At 56.9% G+C, this 19,475-nt stretch carries 16 protein-coding genes; all 16 read right to left on the minus strand.

The window, feature by feature from the left end:
- Window positions 1-49: 49 nt before the first annotated feature.
- Window positions 50-454, minus strand: coding sequence for a hypothetical protein (locus AC1RKH_RS10930; RefSeq protein WP_493062673.1), 405 nt, complete (start codon window positions 452-454; stop codon window positions 50-52).
- 95 nt (window positions 455-549) lie between these two features.
- A complete protein-coding gene (locus AC1RKH_RS10935; RefSeq protein ID WP_493062674.1) occupies window positions 550-1,119 on the minus strand; it encodes a hypothetical protein in 570 nt (189 codons plus the stop codon).
- A 173-nt stretch (window positions 1,120-1,292) separates the two neighbouring features.
- On the minus strand, window positions 1,293-2,069 hold the full coding sequence (locus tag AC1RKH_RS10940) for a hypothetical protein (protein ID WP_493184044.1): 777 nt from the start codon (window positions 2,067-2,069) through the stop codon (window positions 1,293-1,295).
- 101 nt (window positions 2,070-2,170) lie between these two features.
- The gene (locus AC1RKH_RS10945; RefSeq protein ID WP_493062676.1) at window positions 2,171-2,698 is read right to left on the minus strand and encodes a hypothetical protein; all 528 of its coding nucleotides are present in this window, start codon (window positions 2,696-2,698) and stop codon (window positions 2,171-2,173) included.
- 177 nt (window positions 2,699-2,875) lie between these two features.
- Window positions 2,876-3,649, minus strand: a complete 774-nt coding sequence (locus tag AC1RKH_RS10950) for a hypothetical protein (RefSeq protein ID WP_493062677.1) — start codon at window positions 3,647-3,649, stop codon at window positions 2,876-2,878.
- Entirely contained in the window at window positions 3,646-6,366 is a 2,721-nt protein-coding gene (locus AC1RKH_RS10955) for a glycoside hydrolase family 19 protein (protein WP_493062678.1), read from the minus strand. Before AC1RKH_RS10955 ends, AC1RKH_RS10950 begins: the two co-directional genes overlap by 4 nt.
- 53 nt (window positions 6,367-6,419) lie before the next feature.
- Window positions 6,420-8,462 (minus strand): type VI secretion system Vgr family protein, encoded by a 2,043-nt coding sequence (locus tag AC1RKH_RS10960; RefSeq protein ID WP_493062679.1) that lies wholly within the window; start codon window positions 8,460-8,462, stop codon window positions 6,420-6,422.
- Window positions 8,463-8,483: 21 nt separating this feature from the next.
- The gene (locus AC1RKH_RS10965; RefSeq protein ID WP_493062680.1) at window positions 8,484-9,506 is read right to left on the minus strand and encodes a serine/threonine-protein kinase; all 1,023 of its coding nucleotides are present in this window, start codon (window positions 9,504-9,506) and stop codon (window positions 8,484-8,486) included.
- Window positions 9,503-10,231, minus strand: a complete 729-nt coding sequence (locus AC1RKH_RS10970; protein ID WP_493062681.1) for a PP2C family protein-serine/threonine phosphatase — start codon at window positions 10,229-10,231, stop codon at window positions 9,503-9,505. The genes AC1RKH_RS10965 and AC1RKH_RS10970 overlap by 4 nt, the downstream gene beginning before the upstream one ends.
- Window positions 10,231-13,764 (minus strand): type VI secretion system membrane subunit TssM, encoded by a 3,534-nt coding sequence (gene tssM / locus AC1RKH_RS10975; protein WP_493062682.1) that lies wholly within the window; start codon window positions 13,762-13,764, stop codon window positions 10,231-10,233. Before tssM ends, AC1RKH_RS10970 begins: the two co-directional genes overlap by 1 nt.
- A 14-nt stretch (window positions 13,765-13,778) precedes the next feature.
- A complete protein-coding gene (gene icmH, locus AC1RKH_RS10980; protein ID WP_123426150.1) occupies window positions 13,779-14,654 on the minus strand; it encodes a type IVB secretion system protein IcmH/DotU in 876 nt (291 codons plus the stop codon).
- Window positions 14,655-14,659: 5 nt separating this feature from the next.
- The gene (gene tssK, locus AC1RKH_RS10985; protein WP_071552761.1) at window positions 14,660-15,991 is read right to left on the minus strand and encodes a type VI secretion system baseplate subunit TssK; all 1,332 of its coding nucleotides are present in this window, start codon (window positions 15,989-15,991) and stop codon (window positions 14,660-14,662) included.
- A gap of 2 nt (window positions 15,992-15,993) precedes the next feature.
- On the minus strand, window positions 15,994-16,494 hold the full coding sequence (gene tssJ, locus AC1RKH_RS10990) for a type VI secretion system lipoprotein TssJ (protein WP_493062683.1): 501 nt from the start codon (window positions 16,492-16,494) through the stop codon (window positions 15,994-15,996).
- 5 nt (window positions 16,495-16,499) lie between these two features.
- On the minus strand, window positions 16,500-17,699 hold the full coding sequence (tagH, locus tag AC1RKH_RS10995) for a type VI secretion system-associated FHA domain protein TagH (RefSeq protein WP_123426148.1): 1,200 nt from the start codon (window positions 17,697-17,699) through the stop codon (window positions 16,500-16,502).
- A 17-nt stretch (window positions 17,700-17,716) separates the two neighbouring features.
- The gene (locus AC1RKH_RS11000) at window positions 17,717-17,857 is read right to left on the minus strand and encodes a hypothetical protein (protein WP_008030659.1); all 141 of its coding nucleotides are present in this window, start codon (window positions 17,855-17,857) and stop codon (window positions 17,717-17,719) included.
- A gap of 93 nt (window positions 17,858-17,950) precedes the next feature.
- Window positions 17,951-19,468, minus strand: a complete 1,518-nt coding sequence (locus AC1RKH_RS11005; protein WP_493062684.1) for a sigma-54 interaction domain-containing protein — start codon at window positions 19,466-19,468, stop codon at window positions 17,951-17,953.
- Window positions 19,469-19,475 lie beyond the last annotated feature (7 nt).

Here is a 19,475-nt window from a genome sequence, read left to right on the forward strand (position 1 = left end):
CCAAATACTTCCAACTCTAGACTCTCAAAACTCAACATGGTTAAGAGCATTACTGCGTATCACAGATCGGCCCACTGAGCGCTTCACCTTCAACCTTAAACTTACATACCTCAGTAATGTCTGCGCCCTGCGTTAGAGGCATAAGCGTTAGAGTGAGCAAAAGCTCATTATTGGAAAACTCTCCTTTTTCCAGAACAACCTCGGAGAAATCAGTATTGAAGCTTTTCCCAGAAACACTGCAAAGCCCCGTTGAATTACTGGCAGCACCTTTGCCGCCTGGTTTCAGGACCTCAACTTTTATGCATGGACTGCCAAGCAGCTGGTAATAGCGAATCAACTTACCAGAAATGACAGCCGTATCAGCTTTATATATATTTACGACTGAATTCTTATCATCCATGGCCAAGGCACAGCAGGAAAAAACCATACCTACCAACAACATTAAGCTTTTCATTTCTCACCCTAAGAAAATCAAGGGACAGACCACGATTCTTCTTAAGCCAATATCGTGATCTGCCCCTGACATACTTACTCACGCCCGCTCAACAGTCATTTCTTTTGACCATCTATTGAACTAAGCAACCCTTTCAACGCAAATATATCACCTTCAAAAAAACTATTACACTGAGAAACAACCACATAACCTTCGTTTATTTCCCTCTCAAGGGTACTACACACTACTCCCGCGCCCTCGTTACCACCTTGCCCTTCGTATGCAACATCTTTCATACTGATCAACTTCCAATTTTTCTGCGTCATCTTTAACTTTGCCGCAGTTGACGCATCGGAATAACTCAAAATCGCATCAGGATATGGCAATTTAATTAAATTATTATAAGGCGGCGAGGCCCCATCCCCCACCACTTTCAAAACAGCTTCCAAATCCTTCCCCGCAACAATAAATGTTGGAAGATCCTCAAGATTTGTCTCATAAGAAGGCTGATCACGAGGGGCTAACTTCAGTATATTTACATTTCCTTCCTGGATACAACCAGCAACTTTAAGCTTTGATTGCGACATATCAAATGTGCACTGCCTTTCTTCAGCAGATACCAACACTGAAAAAGAAACAGAGCAAATAAAACTCAATACAGAAAAAGCAAATTTATACTTTATCACCCAACACATCCCATTTTCGCCGACCTATTCCAGATCGAGACCAGGTGCAATCTTGCCCAGATAGTCCGAGTGCTCGGACAAAGCGGACGAATCTTTTTATTAAGGCAACCCAACACACCTTTCAAATAAATTTGTCCTCTTTAGCCACTTAACATCACATGTATTATCTAACGTCAGCATCCGTCCACATTTTCGCAAAGGACCCAACCGCGTACTTCTTTTTTCTTCACTGTTATGTAAAGAATAGAAACCCATCCGGCTGAGACAGCCTCCTGTTTTACCTTGTCACCCTTTACCAAATACATCTTTGTATCAGCTGCCATGGACTTCGACAAATATATTGACGTCTTTTTATTAACATTTAGATCAGGTAGGTTACCGCTCGCCCAGCCACGGTAATTTTTAGACGTCAGTTGAGAAACAACAGTATCGCGAGTTTTGAAAGGATAGGTGTAAATCGGCTTATCATCATTGTCGTCTGAAGAGAGAACGTCAGCACCACTTCCGAAGTAATCCGTTAATCTTTCATCAAGGGTGAATTCCCCCTCGTTTTTGTGAAATGCCATTACGCTGAAATAGTCGCTTCCGTAGCTTATCCCGGTAAAGGCACGAATAGGTGCGCTATGAATGACAAATAACTCCTTATCACCATTCACTACATTTGCTGTGAAAACGTCTCGTACTTCGCCGGGATCTGCAACATAAGGCAACCGTGAAATGAATTTTGTGATACCGGTAGAGCAATCAAAAAAGCTGACGCCAAACCCCATTTCCGGGTTTGGCTTGCCCTCATCCTCAAGTACGGCGATTGAGCTGAAAACAATCATCCCCCCCTCCACCGCTAACGGTGGATAAGGTGCGTCCTTAAGTGCTTCACATGCAAAAGTATAGGAAGCACCAAAAAAGATCACCAAAACCAATAACCGCATAAATCTCTGGAAAAAAATCATCCCACCCTCAAAAAATTAGGCACAAGGGACAAAGCACGATTCTGTTTCAACCAATATCGTGATCTGCCCCTGATATATTTCCCCAAACACTCAGTTAACGTTTATATTTTTTTAATGTATTCCTTTATTGAGGCAGCGTCTTTATATGCGAATGTTTGCTCCTCACCCTCTTGATACCCATCAATGCCGCTCAAACGCTTATCAAAACGAATCAATTTATTGACAACCAAGTTATTCTTTGCACCTTGCTCGTAACCATAGACTTGATGAAGAGTCCCATAAGTACCAATACCTCTACTCGTGAGCTCCCAGGAAACCAATACAAACACATTCTTTTTCCCCCTGACAGGATAAAAGAATATCGACTCTATCTTCGGAGCCGATCCAGCAACATCGTACTTATCTACCAGCGTTCTTACAGCACTGCCACCACTTTTTATCACATCCAACACTAGCGACACAGGAAACTCCGCATTACCTGTTTCTAAAAACGATAGCTCTCCCCCCTCTACAACTGTAGTTTTGTATGGCCCTTGAACTACTTTGCCCTGTAAATACTTCCCATTGTCTTGAGCGACGGCTACCCCCGTCAACACAAACAAGAAAACGAACGCAAAAATCCTGAGCATTACAGATAGCCTCTTAATCAGAGATTCACTAACGTCGCTAGAGCTTGGTATCTGATATTCCTATCTGTGATAGCCCCTGGGGACAGGCCGCGACTTCTCTTCTATCGAAATCGCGGCCTGCCCTTGATGTACTTTCCTCTCAATTAAAAACAGAGAATAATTCCACCAGAATATCTGCTAACATCCGTCCGTATCGACACATTGGACCCATCCCCGAATCTCTTTTCCTTTTGATGTTTTAAACATAACTCCGATCCACCCTGCCTCCACCGACTCCTGCAAGACCGAATCTCCCTTTATTAAATACATTTTTGTCACATCAAACAAATTTGCAGAGCTATAAATCGATGTCTTCTTACTAATAGTAAGCTTGACCACTTCCTTATCAGCCCATTTCTTATATGCTGCAGAGTTAATTTTCGCGACAATTTCATCAGCAGTCTTATATGGATACCTGTATGCCAAAACTGACTCATCGGCATCGGATGCGATATCCCCACCCACCCCAAAATAATTTGATAGCCGCTCATCCCTTACATAGCCAGATGGCGCATTAGAATAGACATGAACAGTGTAATAGTCCCCTAGATACTTTACACCCGTATCTGCTCTAATTTCGACACTATGAATGACAAACAGTTTAGGTTTAGCATCGACTTTGTCATCTGCCAAGAAGGCGGCCTTAACATTTCCCGTCGCCGCTAGAAATGGAAGCCCCCCTATACGCTTTTTTACACCGTCAGCACAGTTTACAAAGTCAATCTCGATAGCAATATCGTCGGAGTCTTGACCCTCTTCACCCGCCAAAGGCGCATTATTAAAAACTACAAACCCCTCATCTGTTTTAACAGCTGGAAACGCATCACTTTTTGGTGACTCACAAGCCAGAGAATTTATTGCATAAAAGGCAAACAGAAACACAAAGAATTTAAACAGCTTAATAGTTTTCATACCGAGCAGGCTCCGTACAGCTCTTCAAAAATATTAGCAATATCTTTCGTAAACTCAACCCTTTCAACGAGCCCCTTTAGGCCTGGGTTAATCACTCTAGTTACCGCCCTGATTTTTTGATCCATTGACAAACCGCTGTCATCTGCAATAGGACCGATGCTATTCGACTTCCAGAACCAAAGCCCTGTTTCAATAATAACTTTCGTATCGCTTTCCACCAACCCTGGGTTTGCATCAATCGCTACACCAATAGCTTGAGCACAAGAGTGGTAATTAGCATAGTGGGTCAGGTGAAGTAGACCCCGCCCCCGGTAATCATTTTGAGGGTATTGAGTACTACCAAAGCTGTGCCTACCATAACCCGGATCATTATCGATCAAATGATCATCAACGTACTGAATTTTCTCTGCTTGAGTTAAGTTCAACCCCAGCCTTGTAAATCCTGAGTTTATCGCTGTTGGCGCCATATTATATAGAGAAGTCGGAGTATAACTCTGTCGACTATACCGCAGACTCTCACGAAACTTCTTAAACCTCCCAGTCTCGTGCTTACCCTGCCCCAATAGATGGATTATCTGAGAGCATGAATTTACCTCGTACTTCGAAAACATTAGGTTCGCAGCATTGATGAAGTCATCTACGAACCCATCAGTAACTGATGGAGCAGAAATCCTTTTCATAAATTCATGTGACAAAGCGATATTTTTCCCGCATTTCTTACACTTGCTAGACCCAGACCTAAGAAAACTTGAAACTAGTCCAACAGGATGAATATGCTGCACATTAATATCGCTAGTTATTCCTTGCTGTCCAACCAACTTATCCCACCAACTCAAACTCTCGATCCGCGCCTTCTCTTCAACCCATCCCTTATGCGGATCCGAGTCGCTGTGCCCCATTAGCTCATCCAGGGCATCCCATTTTTCTGCCTTATATTGCCACTCGCTCTCGTAGCGCGTAACCATCTGAGAAATAGGTTGTGAGAACCAGGGCTTACCGAGGGCCGCTGTTATTTCTTCAGGTTTCAGTTTGCTATCGCCATTCTTATCGAGGATTTTATATAACCGCTTCTTCGCAAGACTATCGTCAGCGTTTCCGACGTTCGGCAGGTAAGTCGCACGCTCCTGTTCGGTGAGACTTTCCTGCGCGTGAAGGAAGGCAGCTAGGTGATCCACATTACTGACGGTTTCTTCAATAAAAGTGAAGCCTTCCCACTCAAAGGGCGAATGGCGCGACAGAGTGATGTCTGGCTCCGCAAACCAACCGTTGATCTCGTTGCCATCCGCGTCGCACAGCAATCCATCTAGACGCCACCAAAGCGTGTAGGTGGTTGCTCCGTCCATGACAATAGGCGCCTTGATTTTCTTCTCAGCGGGTAACGCTTCCAGCACACTTACAGGAACAAAAAAATCATAGCCAACTACTTTATTTGCATCAGCCGCTTTAGGAGGGTTCGTAGCGCTCATGCCCTGCACATGAGTGATCAACAGGCTGTTTTTTTGAATTTTGAGCAACGTTTTTTCTGCGGCCGGCAAACTTGCGGCCTTGGACTTGCTCAGCTCAGTAAACGCCTTGACGTCTTCGCAACTGAACACCTCCAAGTGCAACAAGTTCTTAGGTGCTGCGTCCGTATGATTTTGATATTTACCGACATGCCCCAAAACCTCACCGGCCCTTATTTTATAGGTCTGTGTTAAAGGGACTACCTCTCCCCTAGGGCTTTTCGGTTCATTCTTTGGTTCGAGGGAGTCCAGCCAAACGTAGCCGGGCAGCTTTCCATCTGCACCCGGGCTCAGCATGGGCGTGGACTGACCGCTTACGATCTCCACCAACTTACGAAATTTGTTGGGCGTCTGCTCGTCACCGAGTTTGATCTGTGTCCCAGCAGGTAAAAATCCAATCGGCTGGCCATTGGTGTACGCGCTTCGAATGTTTGCCCCTTTTTGCTCACCCGGTAGAGGATCCTTAGCATCCTTGCCTACAAGATACTGATCCCCGGAAAGGTGCTTCATCTGGCCTTTAAACACCCAACCGGTATTTGCCGCTAACCCCGGAAACTCAGGAGTGACACTGATGATCTCAAGCCAATTCTGAGTTGCCGGAGCAGGCTTTGTCAGCACTGTGGTTCCGCAAGGCAATACCGCTAATACCGGAAACTGTGTTGAGTTTCCGCTACGAACCCTGATCCCCAATGAACTATCCGGGGCACTCGCTTTTACTTGATACAGCCCTTTCCCCCAGAAGTCGGGTCTTTTAAGCGCCGGATTCAACTTGTAGGTGTCCCAATCCAGCAAATGCATATACAGACTGAAAAAGGTCAGGCTTGGCCCTGGCGCCGCTGCCGCAGGTTGCGCGCCGGGGGCAGGTGCTGGCGCAGGAGGTACGGGAACCTCCAAACGGTGTTTAACCAACACGAAACCTGTTGAAAAGACTGAATGCGTCGAGCCGAAATCTGATTTTGGATAAACCTCATCAATGCGATAGGCAACCACCTCGCCATCCGCAATGCAGCGAACCTCAGCCTTGTCCCCCACCACCAGACCACTGGCCTCGTCGAAGTGAACGCCGCCATGCCAGAGACCGTTAGAGCCCAATGGGTAATAACCATCCTCGGCCTGCGCCAACGCCTTGTAGTACTGCTGCGGATCCGTCGCATCTGCTCCCCCTACTTTGAAGGGATACGACCATTTCTCTACTTTGCTGGTTGTTTCAGTCATTACCAATTACCTGAATCCTGATCCCTGGTGGCTTGGAGTGCCGTCGGTGTCTGTTAGCCGGAAAAATTGAGCATTCGTTTCGGTTTGCGTTTGATCTGTTCCTCAGGCGCATTCCCCAACGCCTGATCCATCAAACTCCCCGCCTTATCCTTATCCGCAGCCCCCGGCAACACCGGCGGCTTAATCCCAATCCCCGTCCCACTCCCCGCCGAGCCCCCAGCATTAACCTTCACCACCGGCCCAACGACAGTCACACCACCCGCATCCAGCTTGATAAAACTCCCACCGCCCTTGATCGTCAGTTCCGAGCCCGCCTCAATGACCATTTTGTCGCCAGCCTTGAGGTGGATTTCTCTCCCTACGCTGGTGAGCTGCGCGGTGCCGAGTTTGATGTGTTGGTTCTGGCCGATGGTCAGGTGGTCGTCCATCCGCGCTTCAACTTTGCGGTCGGCAATGGTGGTGCGGTGTTCTTCGGCTTTGAGTTCGGTGTAGGTGTTCTTTTCGACGGTGTCGTGGCGTTCGTTGCCGACGCGGATTTTCTGGTCGTGCTCGATGTTTTCATCCCAGTCGCGTTGGGCGTGGATGAAGATTTGTTCGGCGCCTTTTTTGTCTTCGATGCGCAGTTCGTTGTAGCCGCCACCACCGGGGGAGCTGAGGGTTTTGAAGACGGTGCGGGTTTTGTTCGCCGGCAAGGCGTACGGCACCTGGTTTTCGGTGTGGTACAGGCAGCCGGTCACCAGCGGTTGGTCGGGGTCGCCTTCGAGGAAGGTGACGAGCACTTCCATGCCGATGCGCGGGATGGCGATGGCGCCGTAGCGGTCGCCGGCCCAGCTGCTGGAGACGCGCAGCCAGCAGCTGGTTTTGTCGTCGGCCAGGCCTTCGCGGTCCCAGTGGAATTGCACCTTCACGCGGCCGTATTGGTCGCAGTGAATTTCTTCGCCTTTGGGGCCGGTGACTTGGGCGGTCTGGCTACCGAGCACGCGGGGTTTGGTGTGCAACAGCGCCGGGCGGTAGAACACGTCCCACGGGGTGGCGAGGAAGCGGTTGCGGTAGCCCTGGTGGAAGTCATCTTTGTTGGCGGTGGTGTCGCTGGTCACCGACTCTTCGAGGACTTGCGGTTGTTTACCTTCGTGGATGACTTCGGTCAGCAGCCAGAGGTCGTTCCACTCGGTGCGCGGGTGGTCGGAGATCTCCAGGAAGTGGCCGCTGACCAGGGTGGTCTGGTCGCCATGGCCTTCGGCTTGCTGGTAGTCGGCGCGGTGACGTTCCAGCGCTCGCTGGCTGAGGAACTTGCCGCGTGCGCGCTCGGTGAAACGGCCCGGATAGTCGTAGTCTTCCAGGTCCGGTTCGTCACTTTTGCCATCGGGTTTGTAGGCCGATTCCAGTTGCAGACGCGGCTTCTCGAAATCGTAGTCGCGGCGCGTGGTGCGGTTGGTGCGGGTTTCCAGGCGCAGGGTGAAGCCTTTGATCACCGGCTCGTCGGCGACCATGCCGCTGCCCTGCACGTAGGCGGTGGGCTGGCCGAGTTTCGGGAACACGGTCTGGTCGTCGCCGAACACCAGTTTGTGACCCTTGGCGTCGTGCTGGAAGTGGTAGTGAATGCCTTCTTCCTCGCACAGCCGCTGGACGAAATGCAGGTCGGTTTCATCGTACTGCACGCAGTAGTCGCGATCCGGGCACGGCTGGCTCAGCTGGAAGCTGTAGGCGTTGCCCTTGATGCCGTGTTCTTCGAGGATCAGCGCGATGATTTTCGGCGCCGACATCTGCTGGTAGATGCGCTGGTTGGTGCGGTGGCGCAGGTATTCGAGTTGCGGCACCAGCGACACTTTGTAGCGGGTCAGGCGCTTGCCGGCATCGCCTTGGGCGACGCGATAGATCTGCCCGTGGATGCCGCTGCCTTTGGGATCGAACGCCAGGAATGCCTGCTTGTGCAGCAGCGTTTCCAGGTCCAGATCGGGGTTTTCGCTGACCAGTTCCAGGTCAAAACGAAAGGTCTGGCTGATGCCTTCGGTGCCGGTGAACGACAGCACTTGCAGGTCACCCTGAAAGTCCGCAACGGTCAGGCTGAAATGGGTTTCGTTAGAAGGGTTGAACATTGCTTGCTCCCTGTTCGGTAGTCATCCGTTGCGCCTGCTGCGCAGACGTTGCAGCCAGGACGAAGTGGCGCCCATGGCGGCACGCGCCAATGTGTCATGCAGCTGGGCGGCAGTCACGGTGCGTGCCGCCGCATCGAAAGCCAGCGCCGTGCGCAGCGCCGGCCAGCAGTGTTTCGGTAGATGTTTGGGCGCTTGCAGTTCACGGTCCAGGCGTTCGTCACGGGCCTGGGTCGACGGCAAGCGGCGGAACGGGTGTTTGCCGCCCGCCAGCTCGTAGATCACGCAGGCCACCGCGAAGAGGTCGGCGCTGGCGGTCAGCGGCGCGCCTTCCAGCAACTCCGGCGCGGCATAGCCCGGCGTCCAGGCGTTGAAACGGCTGCGGCTCAAGTGCGGCAGGCCGGGTAATACGCCCTCCTCGGCCTGGCCGAGACCGAAGTCGAACAAGCGCACGCCCTCCTCGCTGAGCATCACGTTGCTCGGTTTCAAGTCGCCGTGCAGCACACCGCGACTGTGGGCATAGGCCAACGCGTCGAGCAGCGGCAGCGCGATGTCCCGCAATTCTTGCCACGGCAGGCCCAGGGGCCGTTCGCAGAGCAGTTTGTCCAGCGTCAGCCCGCGCATCAGTTCCATGGTGATAAAGGCGCGCTGACACTCGGTGTCCACTTCAAAGCTGTGCAAACGCAGCACGTTGGAGTGGCGCAGGCGCCGGGTCAGGGCGAACTCGCTGTAGAGCAAGGCACTGGCGTCCGGCGATTCGGCAAATTCTTCGCTGAGGATTTTCAGCGCAACATAAGGGTCGGGGTCACCGAACTGTTCGTGCAGCAGGTCCCGTGCGCGATACACCGCGCCCATGCCACCGGCACCGAGCAAACGCTCGATGCGGTAACGCCCCGCCAACACGTCCGGCAACGCGCCAACGCTGGCCCGCATCGGCGCCACGGCACGCGGCGCCTCATGGGATTTGGCGAAGGCGAAGTAGGTCAGGTTGGCGGCTTCTTCGTCGCTGACCAACAGCTCGTCGAGCACAGGTTTGAGTTCACTCATTGGCGGATCACCACGGCGGTCAGGTTGTCCCGCGCCGCCCCGCGCAAGGCGCCGTCGAACAAACGCTCCAGCGCCACATGCGGCGCGGTCAGGCTCAAGGCGTTGCCCAGCGCGTCGCTGCTCAAGCCTTGGTACAAACCGTCGCTGCACAGCAGGAACGCATCACCGGGATAAACCTCGAGTTCGAGCACGTCCAGGGTCAATTGCTCGCTGGCCCCGACCGCACGGGTCAAGGCGCTGGCGGCTGGATGAGCCCGGGCTTGCTCGACGCTCATCTGTTGTTCGTCGATCAGTTGTTGCATCAGCGAATGGTCCTTGGACAGCTGATACAAGCGCTGCCCACGCCACAGGTAACAACGGCTGTCGCCGGCCCAGATGCAGGCCGCGCGATTGCCGTCCACCAACAACGCCACCACCGTGCTGCCCATGATGCTGTCATGGCGCCCGGCGGTGACGGTTAATTCCTGGCCCAAGCGGCGGTTGAGCCAGTGCAGGCACTGGCGCACGCCTTTGAGCCGCTCGTCGAAGCTGTCTTCGACGGGCAATTCCGCCAGGCTGGCGACGATCAACTGGCTGGCGATGTCGCCACCCTGATGACCGCCCATGCCGTCCGCGACCACCCACAGGCCATGCTCTGGGCTGTCGAGGAAAGCATCTTCGTTGCGCGCCCGAACCTTGCCCGGATCGGTACGCGCCGCGCTGCGCCAGGGACTGGCAACCAGCATCAGAGCTGCACCGGCATACGGAAGGTGCGCAACACACCCATGTCGAACGGGTTCGGCGTGCGCTGACTCATCAGCAGGTAGTTGGCGCGCAGGCCACCCACATCAGCCTTGAGCACCAGCACGTCGCGACCGGTCAGGTATTCGGTCTGCATCAAATCGAACAGACGGAACAACGACCATGGGCCGGAGTTTTTCTCGATGCCGATTGGGCGGCCAGCCATTTTTTCGAGGACCAGGCTGGTGCGACCGTCTTCCGCATCGGTTGGCCATTTAAAGGCCACCGGCACGATCGGGCCATGGCGGTATTCCATGGTCTTGTCGCCAAAGCGGAACTCGGAACGGCTGACAGCCGGGTCGAGGGTGTACGGCTCCAGTTTGAACTGAACCTGCGGCTCGGCCGGGTTTTCGGCAAAGAAGCTTTGGCGGATCACTTGGGCCGCGGCCATCTGGTCGAGGTAGACCTTGGACATCGGCAGGCTGTGACCGTCAATGCTGCGCAGGCGGTAGTTGCCCGGATCACCGCTGACGAAAGGCCGCATGTAGTTTTCGAAGAAGCGATCGGCGATGCCCTGCGCCTTGAAGAACTCGCGGAAGTCGCTGATCGCAACGTCGCTGGTGCTGTGGGCGTTGAACGGATAACGCTTGTTGATCGCCTTGCCATAGAAGCTGTACAGCTCGCTCTGATAGCGCTGGTTGAGGTACTGGTAGGAATCGTTGAGCACCAGACGCCAGGTGTCTTCGGCCAGGACGTTGAACCACACGCTGATCGGGCGCGGCAGGCGACCCGAAGCGTTGCGCAAGTTGCTCAGCGCATCGCGCTGGCCGCTCATGCGGGTCTTGGCCATTTCGAACGCGGCCTGATCCGGGGCACTGGCACGCGCCAGGCTGGCCAGTTGCAGTTGCAGGTCGTTCAGCGCTTGCAGCGCCGGGGTCAGGTCGGCAGCCGGGCCGTTGTTGTCATCGAGCAAACGGTGCAGTGGTTCGAAGCGCCGTTGCAGGGATTTCTTCGCGGTGTCTGGCAGGTTTTTGGCGGCCAATGCATCGCCCGCCTTGCCAGCCGCGGCTGCGGCGACCTTACCCAACGCGCCGCCCTTCTTGGCGAGCAGTTTTTCAGCCGCATCCGTCGCATCTTCGGTGTTGTCGACGGCGGCCGGGAAGCGCGTGTTCTCACGCACTTCCACCAGCATCTGCAGGATCGGCGAGTTGGCGGACGTCAGCCCGGCCAATTGTTCAGCGCCTTCACCGGCGCTGTTGATCGGCTGCAATGCCACCTGACCGACCGCTTCGCTCCAGAAGTTGGCATAGTCGCGGAAGTACAGTTGCTCCAGTTCGACCATCAGGCGGCGCAAGTCCATGCCGCTCATGCCCGAGCCTTCGCCCAGCACCCAATTGTCACGCAGGATATCGGTGACCAGTGCCGAGCCCTGGACCGAGAAGTACTGCTGATAACCCTGTTGGGTGTAGAACCCCGGAATCGCGTAATCGGTGCCGACGAACAGCGCGCCCTGCGGACCGAGGTGTTGACTGAAGCGGTATTCCGGCAGATTGCGAGCCTGCTCGCGCAGCATCCGGTAGACCACGGTGGCCAGCGATTCGCTGCGCAGAACCTGACGCGCCTGGGCAACCAACGCATCGTTGAGCGGGTAGATAAACGGCTGCTTGAGCAGGCGTTCGAAGTGCCCGTTCAGACCGTTCTGCACCGCAGTGTTGCCGGCGTAACGCACGGACCAGTCCTGCGCCAGCCAATCTTGCAGCCACGCCGGATCGCGACGGTCCTTCATGTTCAGCATCAGGTAGGCGCGCAGGCTGTTGAGCAGGCGATCGCGGTCCTTCATGTTGTTGCGGATCTGCCCTTCGAGCAGTTGCGCTACGCGTGGCAGCAGCTGGGTTTCAAGTTCACGCTGATACGCGTCCTTGACCACCGGGTTGCTCTCTTGCCCCTGATACAGACCACCGCGCTCGAACATCGATACATCGCCCTTAGGCGGGAATACCTTGGTCGCTTCGTAGCTGGTGTCGAGCGTTTTGAGCACGCCCATCGCGTCATCGCGAGCGGTCAGTGCCGAGCGCTGCTGGCTCCAGGTTTGTGCCAGCGAACGCAGGTGTTCCAGGCGTTCGTAGTTGGCCGAGAAACCGGTCGCCCAGAGCAGACCGAACAGCCCCAGCGCCGCCAATGCACCGACGTACAACGCACGCTGGCCCCAATGGATACGGCTGCGCTCGCGCTTGTCCAGACCGGCCAGATCGGCCTCGGGGAAAATCACCCGGCTGAGCAAGTGGTGGATGAACCGCGAACGACCGCTGCGCAAGGTCGGCAACACACCGCTGTTGATGCCAAGGCTGGCGCCGATACCGGCGGTGCTCTGGTCCATCTGTTGCTTCAGGTGCGGCGCGCTGGTCAGGTAGAAACCGCGCAACTGGCTGACGCGCTGGTAGCGGTTGCCGGTGAACGCCATGTCGACGAACAGGCACAGACGCTCGCCGATCTGCCCCAGTTGATGCGGGAAGTCGAGAATGCGACCACGGCGCTGGGTGTCGCGCTCCTGGTGCATGCGCATGATCACCTGGCTGTTGAGGCGACGCAGCAGCTCTTCGAACTCCGAGCGCAGCACGGCCACGTCGGTGCCGCTCTGCTCTTTACGGAAGCTGGTGCCGAGCACCTGATCGCTTTCTTCGCGGGTCAGCTGATCGAAGAACTCGTCGAAGCCCAGCAACTGGTCGGCCTTGCTCAGCACCAGATAGATCGGCAGGTCGACGTGGAGTTTTTGATGCACGTCTTGCAGACGCGCACGCACCTGACGCGCCAGGGTGTCGAGGTCTTGCTCGGTGCCACTCAGCAGCAATTCAACTGGAATGGTCACCAGCACGCCGTTCAACGGACGGTTGCGACGACGCTTGCGCAGCAGGTCGAGCAAGGTGGTCCAAGCGCTGCCGTCGACATCCACGTCCGGCTGGGTCAGGTAACGTCCGGCGGTATCGATCAGTACGCCGTGATCGGCGAAGTACCAGTCGCAATGGCGGGTGCCGATGGTGTCGCGAGTGAGTTTGCGGTCGATCTTGTTGATCGGAAACTCAAGGCCCGAGAAGTCCAGCAGGCTGGTTTTGCCGCTGCCCTGTGGACCGATCAGCAGGTACCACGGCAGATCGTTGCGCCAGCGTTCGCTGCGGCCGCGATACAGGCTGGAGGTTTTCAAGGTGCGCAGTGCGTCTTTGAAACGCGCACGCAGCTCCTTTTGCTCCTCGTCGATCAGCTCTTCGCGGCGAATACGGTCCTGGCCGTCTTCGGTTTCTTCAACGGCTTTTTTGCGCACACCGGCGCGCCAGCTGACGAAGACCATGGTCAGGCCCCAGATCAGGAACAGCACGCTGATGGTCAGCAGGCGCGAGGTCGAGCCTTCCCAGAACTTGTAATCATCGACGGCCAGCAGTGGTCCGACGAACCACACCAGCAGCGCGACGAACAACACCAGCAGCAGGGTCCAGACCCAGGTCTTGCGCAGGAACGCGCCGACTTTCTTGAAAAACTTTTTCATCTCACGTCCCTGTTTTACGGCTTCGACAGCTGCTGAACCGCGGCTGGATCAAGCGGCTGATAAGGTTGCAGAACGGTGTCGCGCTGCTCGCCGAGCACCCAGGCAAAACCCGAATACATCACCACCAGGCACACCAGCGTAAACAGCGCCACCATCCACCACGGCACGATGCGCACCAGGCTGCGGCGCTTGTCGTTGAGGCCTTCCCAGTGCGGCGACAGTTCACGCGGCACGTCGCCGCGCAGCTGGCGAATCTGCCGATAGAGCGCATCGCGAATGCCGTCGAGTTCCAGCATGCCGCGCGCCTGCACCCGGTACTTGCCCTCGAAACCGAGCGACAGGCACAGGTACATCAGTTCCAGCATCGGCAGGTGTTTGACCGGATTCTTCGACAACCGATCGAGCAGCTGGAAGAATTTCTCGCCGCCAAAAGTCTCGTTGTGGAAGCTGCTGAGCAGGCTCATCTGCGACCACTCGCTTTCGTTGCCCCACGGGGTGGTCACCACCGCTTCGTCGACCACGGTGCACAGCACGTAGCGCGCAGCCATCACCTGGCTGCTCTCGGCGCCGTTGTGCAGTGCACGGACTTCGAAGAGTTTCAGCGCAGCCGTCAGCCGCTCGTTGAGCGCGTGCATGTCTTCGCGGGTGTCGCTGTGCTTGAGCCGCACCACTTCCGACAGCAGATCGGACGACGCCGCCACCAGCGAGTTGAGGCTGATGTTGAATGCTTCCGCCGGACGCAGGCGCGCGGCGTAGATCATCCGTTCTTCCAGTTGCTCGAAACGCGGCGGTGCGGCGAAATCGGTCAGCGGACTCTGTGCCGGGCCATGGCCCTGGCGATCGAGCAGGACGGTTTTGTCATCCTGGTTGTGCTCCATTTCCTTGATCATATCGGTCAGTTCCTGATGGCCCAGAATTTCAGTTCAAGCTCGGCGAATTCGCCGGACACGTGGAACGCGAAGCCGCCGGAGCGCTCCAGTTGTGCCAGGTCTTCGGAACTGAGTTCGAGGATGAAATAGGTTTTGTTCGAGTGGAACGGGATCTGCCGCGGCGCCACCGGCAAGGGTTTGACCTTGATGCCCGGCAGGTGCAGGTTGACCAGCTGACGGATGCGCTCCACCGGGCCGACCTTGAGGTGTGCCGGCAGGCGATGCCGCAGCTCTTCGGAGTCGCAGTTGGCACTGGCCGCCAGCACGAACGACGCCGTGCCCAGCAGTTTGTGGTCGTGCAGCGGCGACACGGTGATCCCGTATTGACGCGCTTGCAGCACCAGTTCGATGGCGTGCTGTTCGAGCACCATCGACAGCACCTGACGAATCGCTTCCATCAGTTTGCGGAAGCTCGCGCCCTGGTCGCTGTGCTGATAGCGGCTGTCCAGACGCGGGCGTTTGCTGTCGCTGGCAAAGGTCGACAGATCGCCGAGCATCGACAGCAGCGTGCGGTACAACTCTTCCGGGTGAACCTGTTCCAGGCCCAGGTAATGGCGCAGAACCAGTTCGGTGCGATTGATCAGTTGCAGCATCATGAAGTCGCCGACTTCCGCGCCACCGACCTTGCCGTTCGAACGAATTCGGTCGGCAATGGTGTCGCCACGGTGGCCGAGCATGCTGATGACTTCTTTGAGGCACGACAGCAGGTAGCCCGACGCGTGAGCGTGGATGAAGGTCGGGACGAAGTCCGGGTCGAGGCTGATCACGCCGTCGGGCGTGGTGTCGAGGACTTCGCAGATCTTCAGTTTGACGTAGGCCTGGTCGCTCTGCTGCTCGCCGAGCAACAAGCGAAAGTCCGGGCGTGCGCAGCTGACCTGGCTGCTGGAATCGTCGCCCGCATTGGAGTCGGCGACTTCCGCTTCGTACGCGGTGTAACGCGCCAGCACGTCGGATTGCTCCGGGCGACGGGACTCGATGTGGTTACCGGTGACCAGCGGCAAGGCCAGGTAGATCGGCGTGTTACCAGTGTTCGGCGGTACGTCCAGCGCCAGCGGCTCGGTGTTGCCGCCGAGTTCGAACAGGCTGCCGTCCGGGAGAATCCCCGAGGCCTGGCTGATCACCAGTTTGCCCATGTTGAGAAACTGCAAATCGATCTCGAGCCCCAGAAACCCCCAGGTGTAACTGCCCAGCAACTGGGTACGGGTTTTCATCTGGTTGTCGTAGTAGCGATCGTTGTGCTGGAAGTGCTGCGGGCGCAGCAACATGCCTTCCTGCCAAATGACTTTATGCACGTTCATGTTCAGTCATCCGCCTTGGCGAGCTTTTGGTTTTTGTCATGAATACCGGTCTGATCGAGGGTCAGCTCGGCCACGGTCAGATCGGCTGGGGTGACTTGAACCACGTAGCGCCATTGGGTTTCGCGCAGGTCGCGATACGCCGCGAGCACGCCGACGTAACGGCTGCCGCTTTCGACGCTGAGCTTGAACTCGACGGTTTCACCCGGACGCAGCTCCAGCTCTTCGCTGGCCACCAGGTCCGGCGACAGGGATTCCTTGGCGCGCTCGTACAGGCTGAAGAAGTCAGCGTTTTCGAAGGCCACCGGGTGTTTGAGCTCAATCAGTCGCACGACAATCGGCGATGGTCGGCCATTGAGGTCCGGGTTGACCTGATCGCTGGCGGTCAGCTTGAGGTTGAGTTTGGTGACGGTGGAATACGGCGAAATCGACGAGCAGCCGGCCAGCAGCGCCAGGGCGGTGAACGCTGTCAGCATTTTGATTATTACGGCCTTGCAGCGAGACATGCGGATCATCCTTGGTGGTCGGTGTGTAGGGTGGAAATCAGGCGGATCTGTTCTTCGTAGGCCTGGGCGAAATCCCGCGCCAGCAGGCGTTCGCTCCAGTCATCGTCCTGACGCAGCGCCTGGTGATAACGGCCGTAGGCTCTCCAGCGGCTGCCCGAGGTGGCGAGCAGCGGCTTGTTGCCGTCGCGCTCGAAACGCAGGGTCAGTTGCTGTGGCGAGAAGTGTTCGAGGGTGCCGCGTACCGCCGCGCGGCTGGCGGTGAGCAAGGCCACCTGGTGCGCCTGCAAATCACGGAACGCCCGCGAAATCGCCTGCCCGGCCGGCAACTGGCCGGGTTTGTCGCCCTGCAACAGAATGCCCAGTGCTTCACCGGCATCGACGGCAAATTTCAGCGGGTTTTTGCCAGTGCCTTGAACCGTGGTCTGCGCCAGACGCAGTTCGTTTTTCAGCTCAGAACGGGTGCGCAGGCTTTGCTGCAAACCGCCGACGCTTTGCTTGAGCAAACGCGCGGCGTTGATCGCCAGGGCTTCGCGGCTGTCGTGATCGAGGCCTTTGAGGTCGACGCCCAGCGCATCGCCGAAATGCTCCCAGAAGCCTTCACTTTGACGCTCGACCGCCTTGGGCGCCGGCGCAGGTTCCGGCGCGGCAGGCGCGGCCACCAGTTCCGGCACCAGCAGGCTTTCCATGTCGATGCGTGCGTAGTCGGCACGCTGGCGCGGCTCCTGACGCGGCGCATTGAGGGCGCTCAGTTCGTCGATTTCCGAGTAGACCCGTTCCTGCTGATCAAGCGCCATGAGCGGATCAAGGTCGAGAAACGCATCGTCTGGAATGATGCTGCCGGCGGCTTGCGGGCGGCCGACTTCGGTATCGAAGGTCGCCGGGTCGCGTACCAGCCGCGCACGGATTTCGAAATCCCCCAGCACGTAGACGCTGCCGTGTTCGATGCGCTGTGCTTCACCCTTGCGCAGACGCGCGCCGCTTTCGCTGGCCTGAATACCGTTGCTGCTGGTGTCGGTCAGGAAAAACGTGCCGTCGCGGTAGCTGATCAGCGCGTGATGGTTGGACAGGTGACGCTTGCGGTCCGGAATGATCCAGTCGCAATCCTCGCCCCGCCCGATCACGCCGCCAGCCTGCTTGAAGGTCTTTTGGCACAAATCCGTGGGCACGAACTGCTTGGTGTTCAGCATTTCGAAAACCAGTTCCATGATGTCGCTCCTTGCGGTCACTTGCCGCGATTGACCGCCTGCGGATCACCCAGAGGGCGATAGGTGTTGTCGTTGAATTTGTAATTGCCGCTACAGCCGCCGAGGCCGCATAGAACGACGAGGGTCAGCAGGACGGCTTGCCAGTGACGAACAGACATCAGAGGGTCTCCAGGGCTAAACAATGCACAAAGCGCCGACCCTTGAGGGCGGCGCTGACAGAAGCAAAATGGGTGAGATGACGCGTCATGGGCCTATCCATCGAAATCGCCGAGATTGATGTTCAGGCGCCCGAGGCGGTACAGCAGCGTGCGCCGTGGCAGGCCGAGTTCGCGGGCGGCGAGGGTTTGGTTGCCGTCGTTTTTGCGCAGGCAATCAAGCAACAGGCTGCGCTCGACCTGCTCCAGACGTTCGCGCAGGTTCAGGCTACTTTCCTCTGGCGCGACGTCGATGCGCAGCGAAAAATGTTCGGCCAGCAACTCGCCGCCTTCGCACAGCAGCACGGCGCGCTCAACCAGGCCTTTGAGCTCACGGACATTGCCGGGGAAGGCGTAGCTCGACAGGTGATCGAGCGCCGCGTCGGACCAGCGCACCGCATCGCGTTGCAGGAAGGCGCAGGCCTTGTCGGCAAAGTGTCGGGCCAGGTCGAGGATGTCGCCTTCACGCTGGCGCAAGGCCGGCAGCTCAATCGGAAACTGCGCGAGGCGGTAATACAGGTCTTCGCGGAATTTGCCTTCGCTGACCAGCACCGCCAGGTCCCGGTGAGTCGCGGCGATGATGCGCACGTCGATTTTGTGGGTGTCGTTGGAGCCCAGCGGACGAATCTCGCCTTCCTGCAATACCCGCAATAGCTTGGCTTGCAGGGACAACGGCATGTCGCCAATTTCGTCCAGCAACAAAGTCCCGCCGTTGGCCGCATCGAACAGCCCGGCGCGGTCACGGTCGGCGCCGGTGAAGGCGCCTTTGCGGTAGCCGAACAGCTCACTTTCCAACAGGTTTTCGGGGAACGCCGCACAGTTCTGCACGATGAACGCCTGGGAGCGGCGCGGCCCGCAATCATGGATGGCCCGCGCCACCACTTCCTTGCCGGTGCCGGTTTCGCCGCGCAGCAACACGGTGTACGGGCTGTGCAGTACCTTGCTGATCAACTGGTAGGTCTGGCGCATCGCCGAGCTCTTGCCGATCAACCCGTAACCGCTGGCGCTGGGCACGCTGCTGGGCATTGGCGACACATCGCCCACAGGCCGACGCAGGCGTTGCAGCAGGTGCAATTGCCCGAGTACGAACGACCCCAGTTGCCCGAGCGAATCGGCGAATCCCTGCAATTCAACCTGTTCGCGGCTGGCGCACAGCAGCAGGCCGACCACCGCTTTTTGCGGACTGACCAGCGGCATACAGAGCAGCGACTGCCACGGCACTGCCTGAGCCGGCAGGAAACTGGTTTCGTGCAGGCTGCCACTGAGCCCCGTGAGGCTGAGCACGCGGTTCTGGCACAGCGAGAATTGCAGCAGTTGCTCGCCGTTGTAGTCGGCCGGCAGGCTCGCGGTTTCCCGGGGTTGCAGGATGCCCTGCAAACACTCGGCGTTCAGCCCGAGGCTGGTGTGGGTGGCGTCGAGCAGGTACAGCTGGCTCAGCTCACAGCCACTGAGTTCGGCCACCGCCCGCACGAAATCACCCAGCAGCGCCGCGCCGTCAGCCGCGCACGACAAGCTGGCGAACTGCGCCAGCAAGGCCTCGGCATACTTGAGCGGTTGCGGCACTCGAGTGAACATCACAGCC

This window comes from Pseudomonas sp. GW822-FHT06B12 (assembly GCF_058799675.1).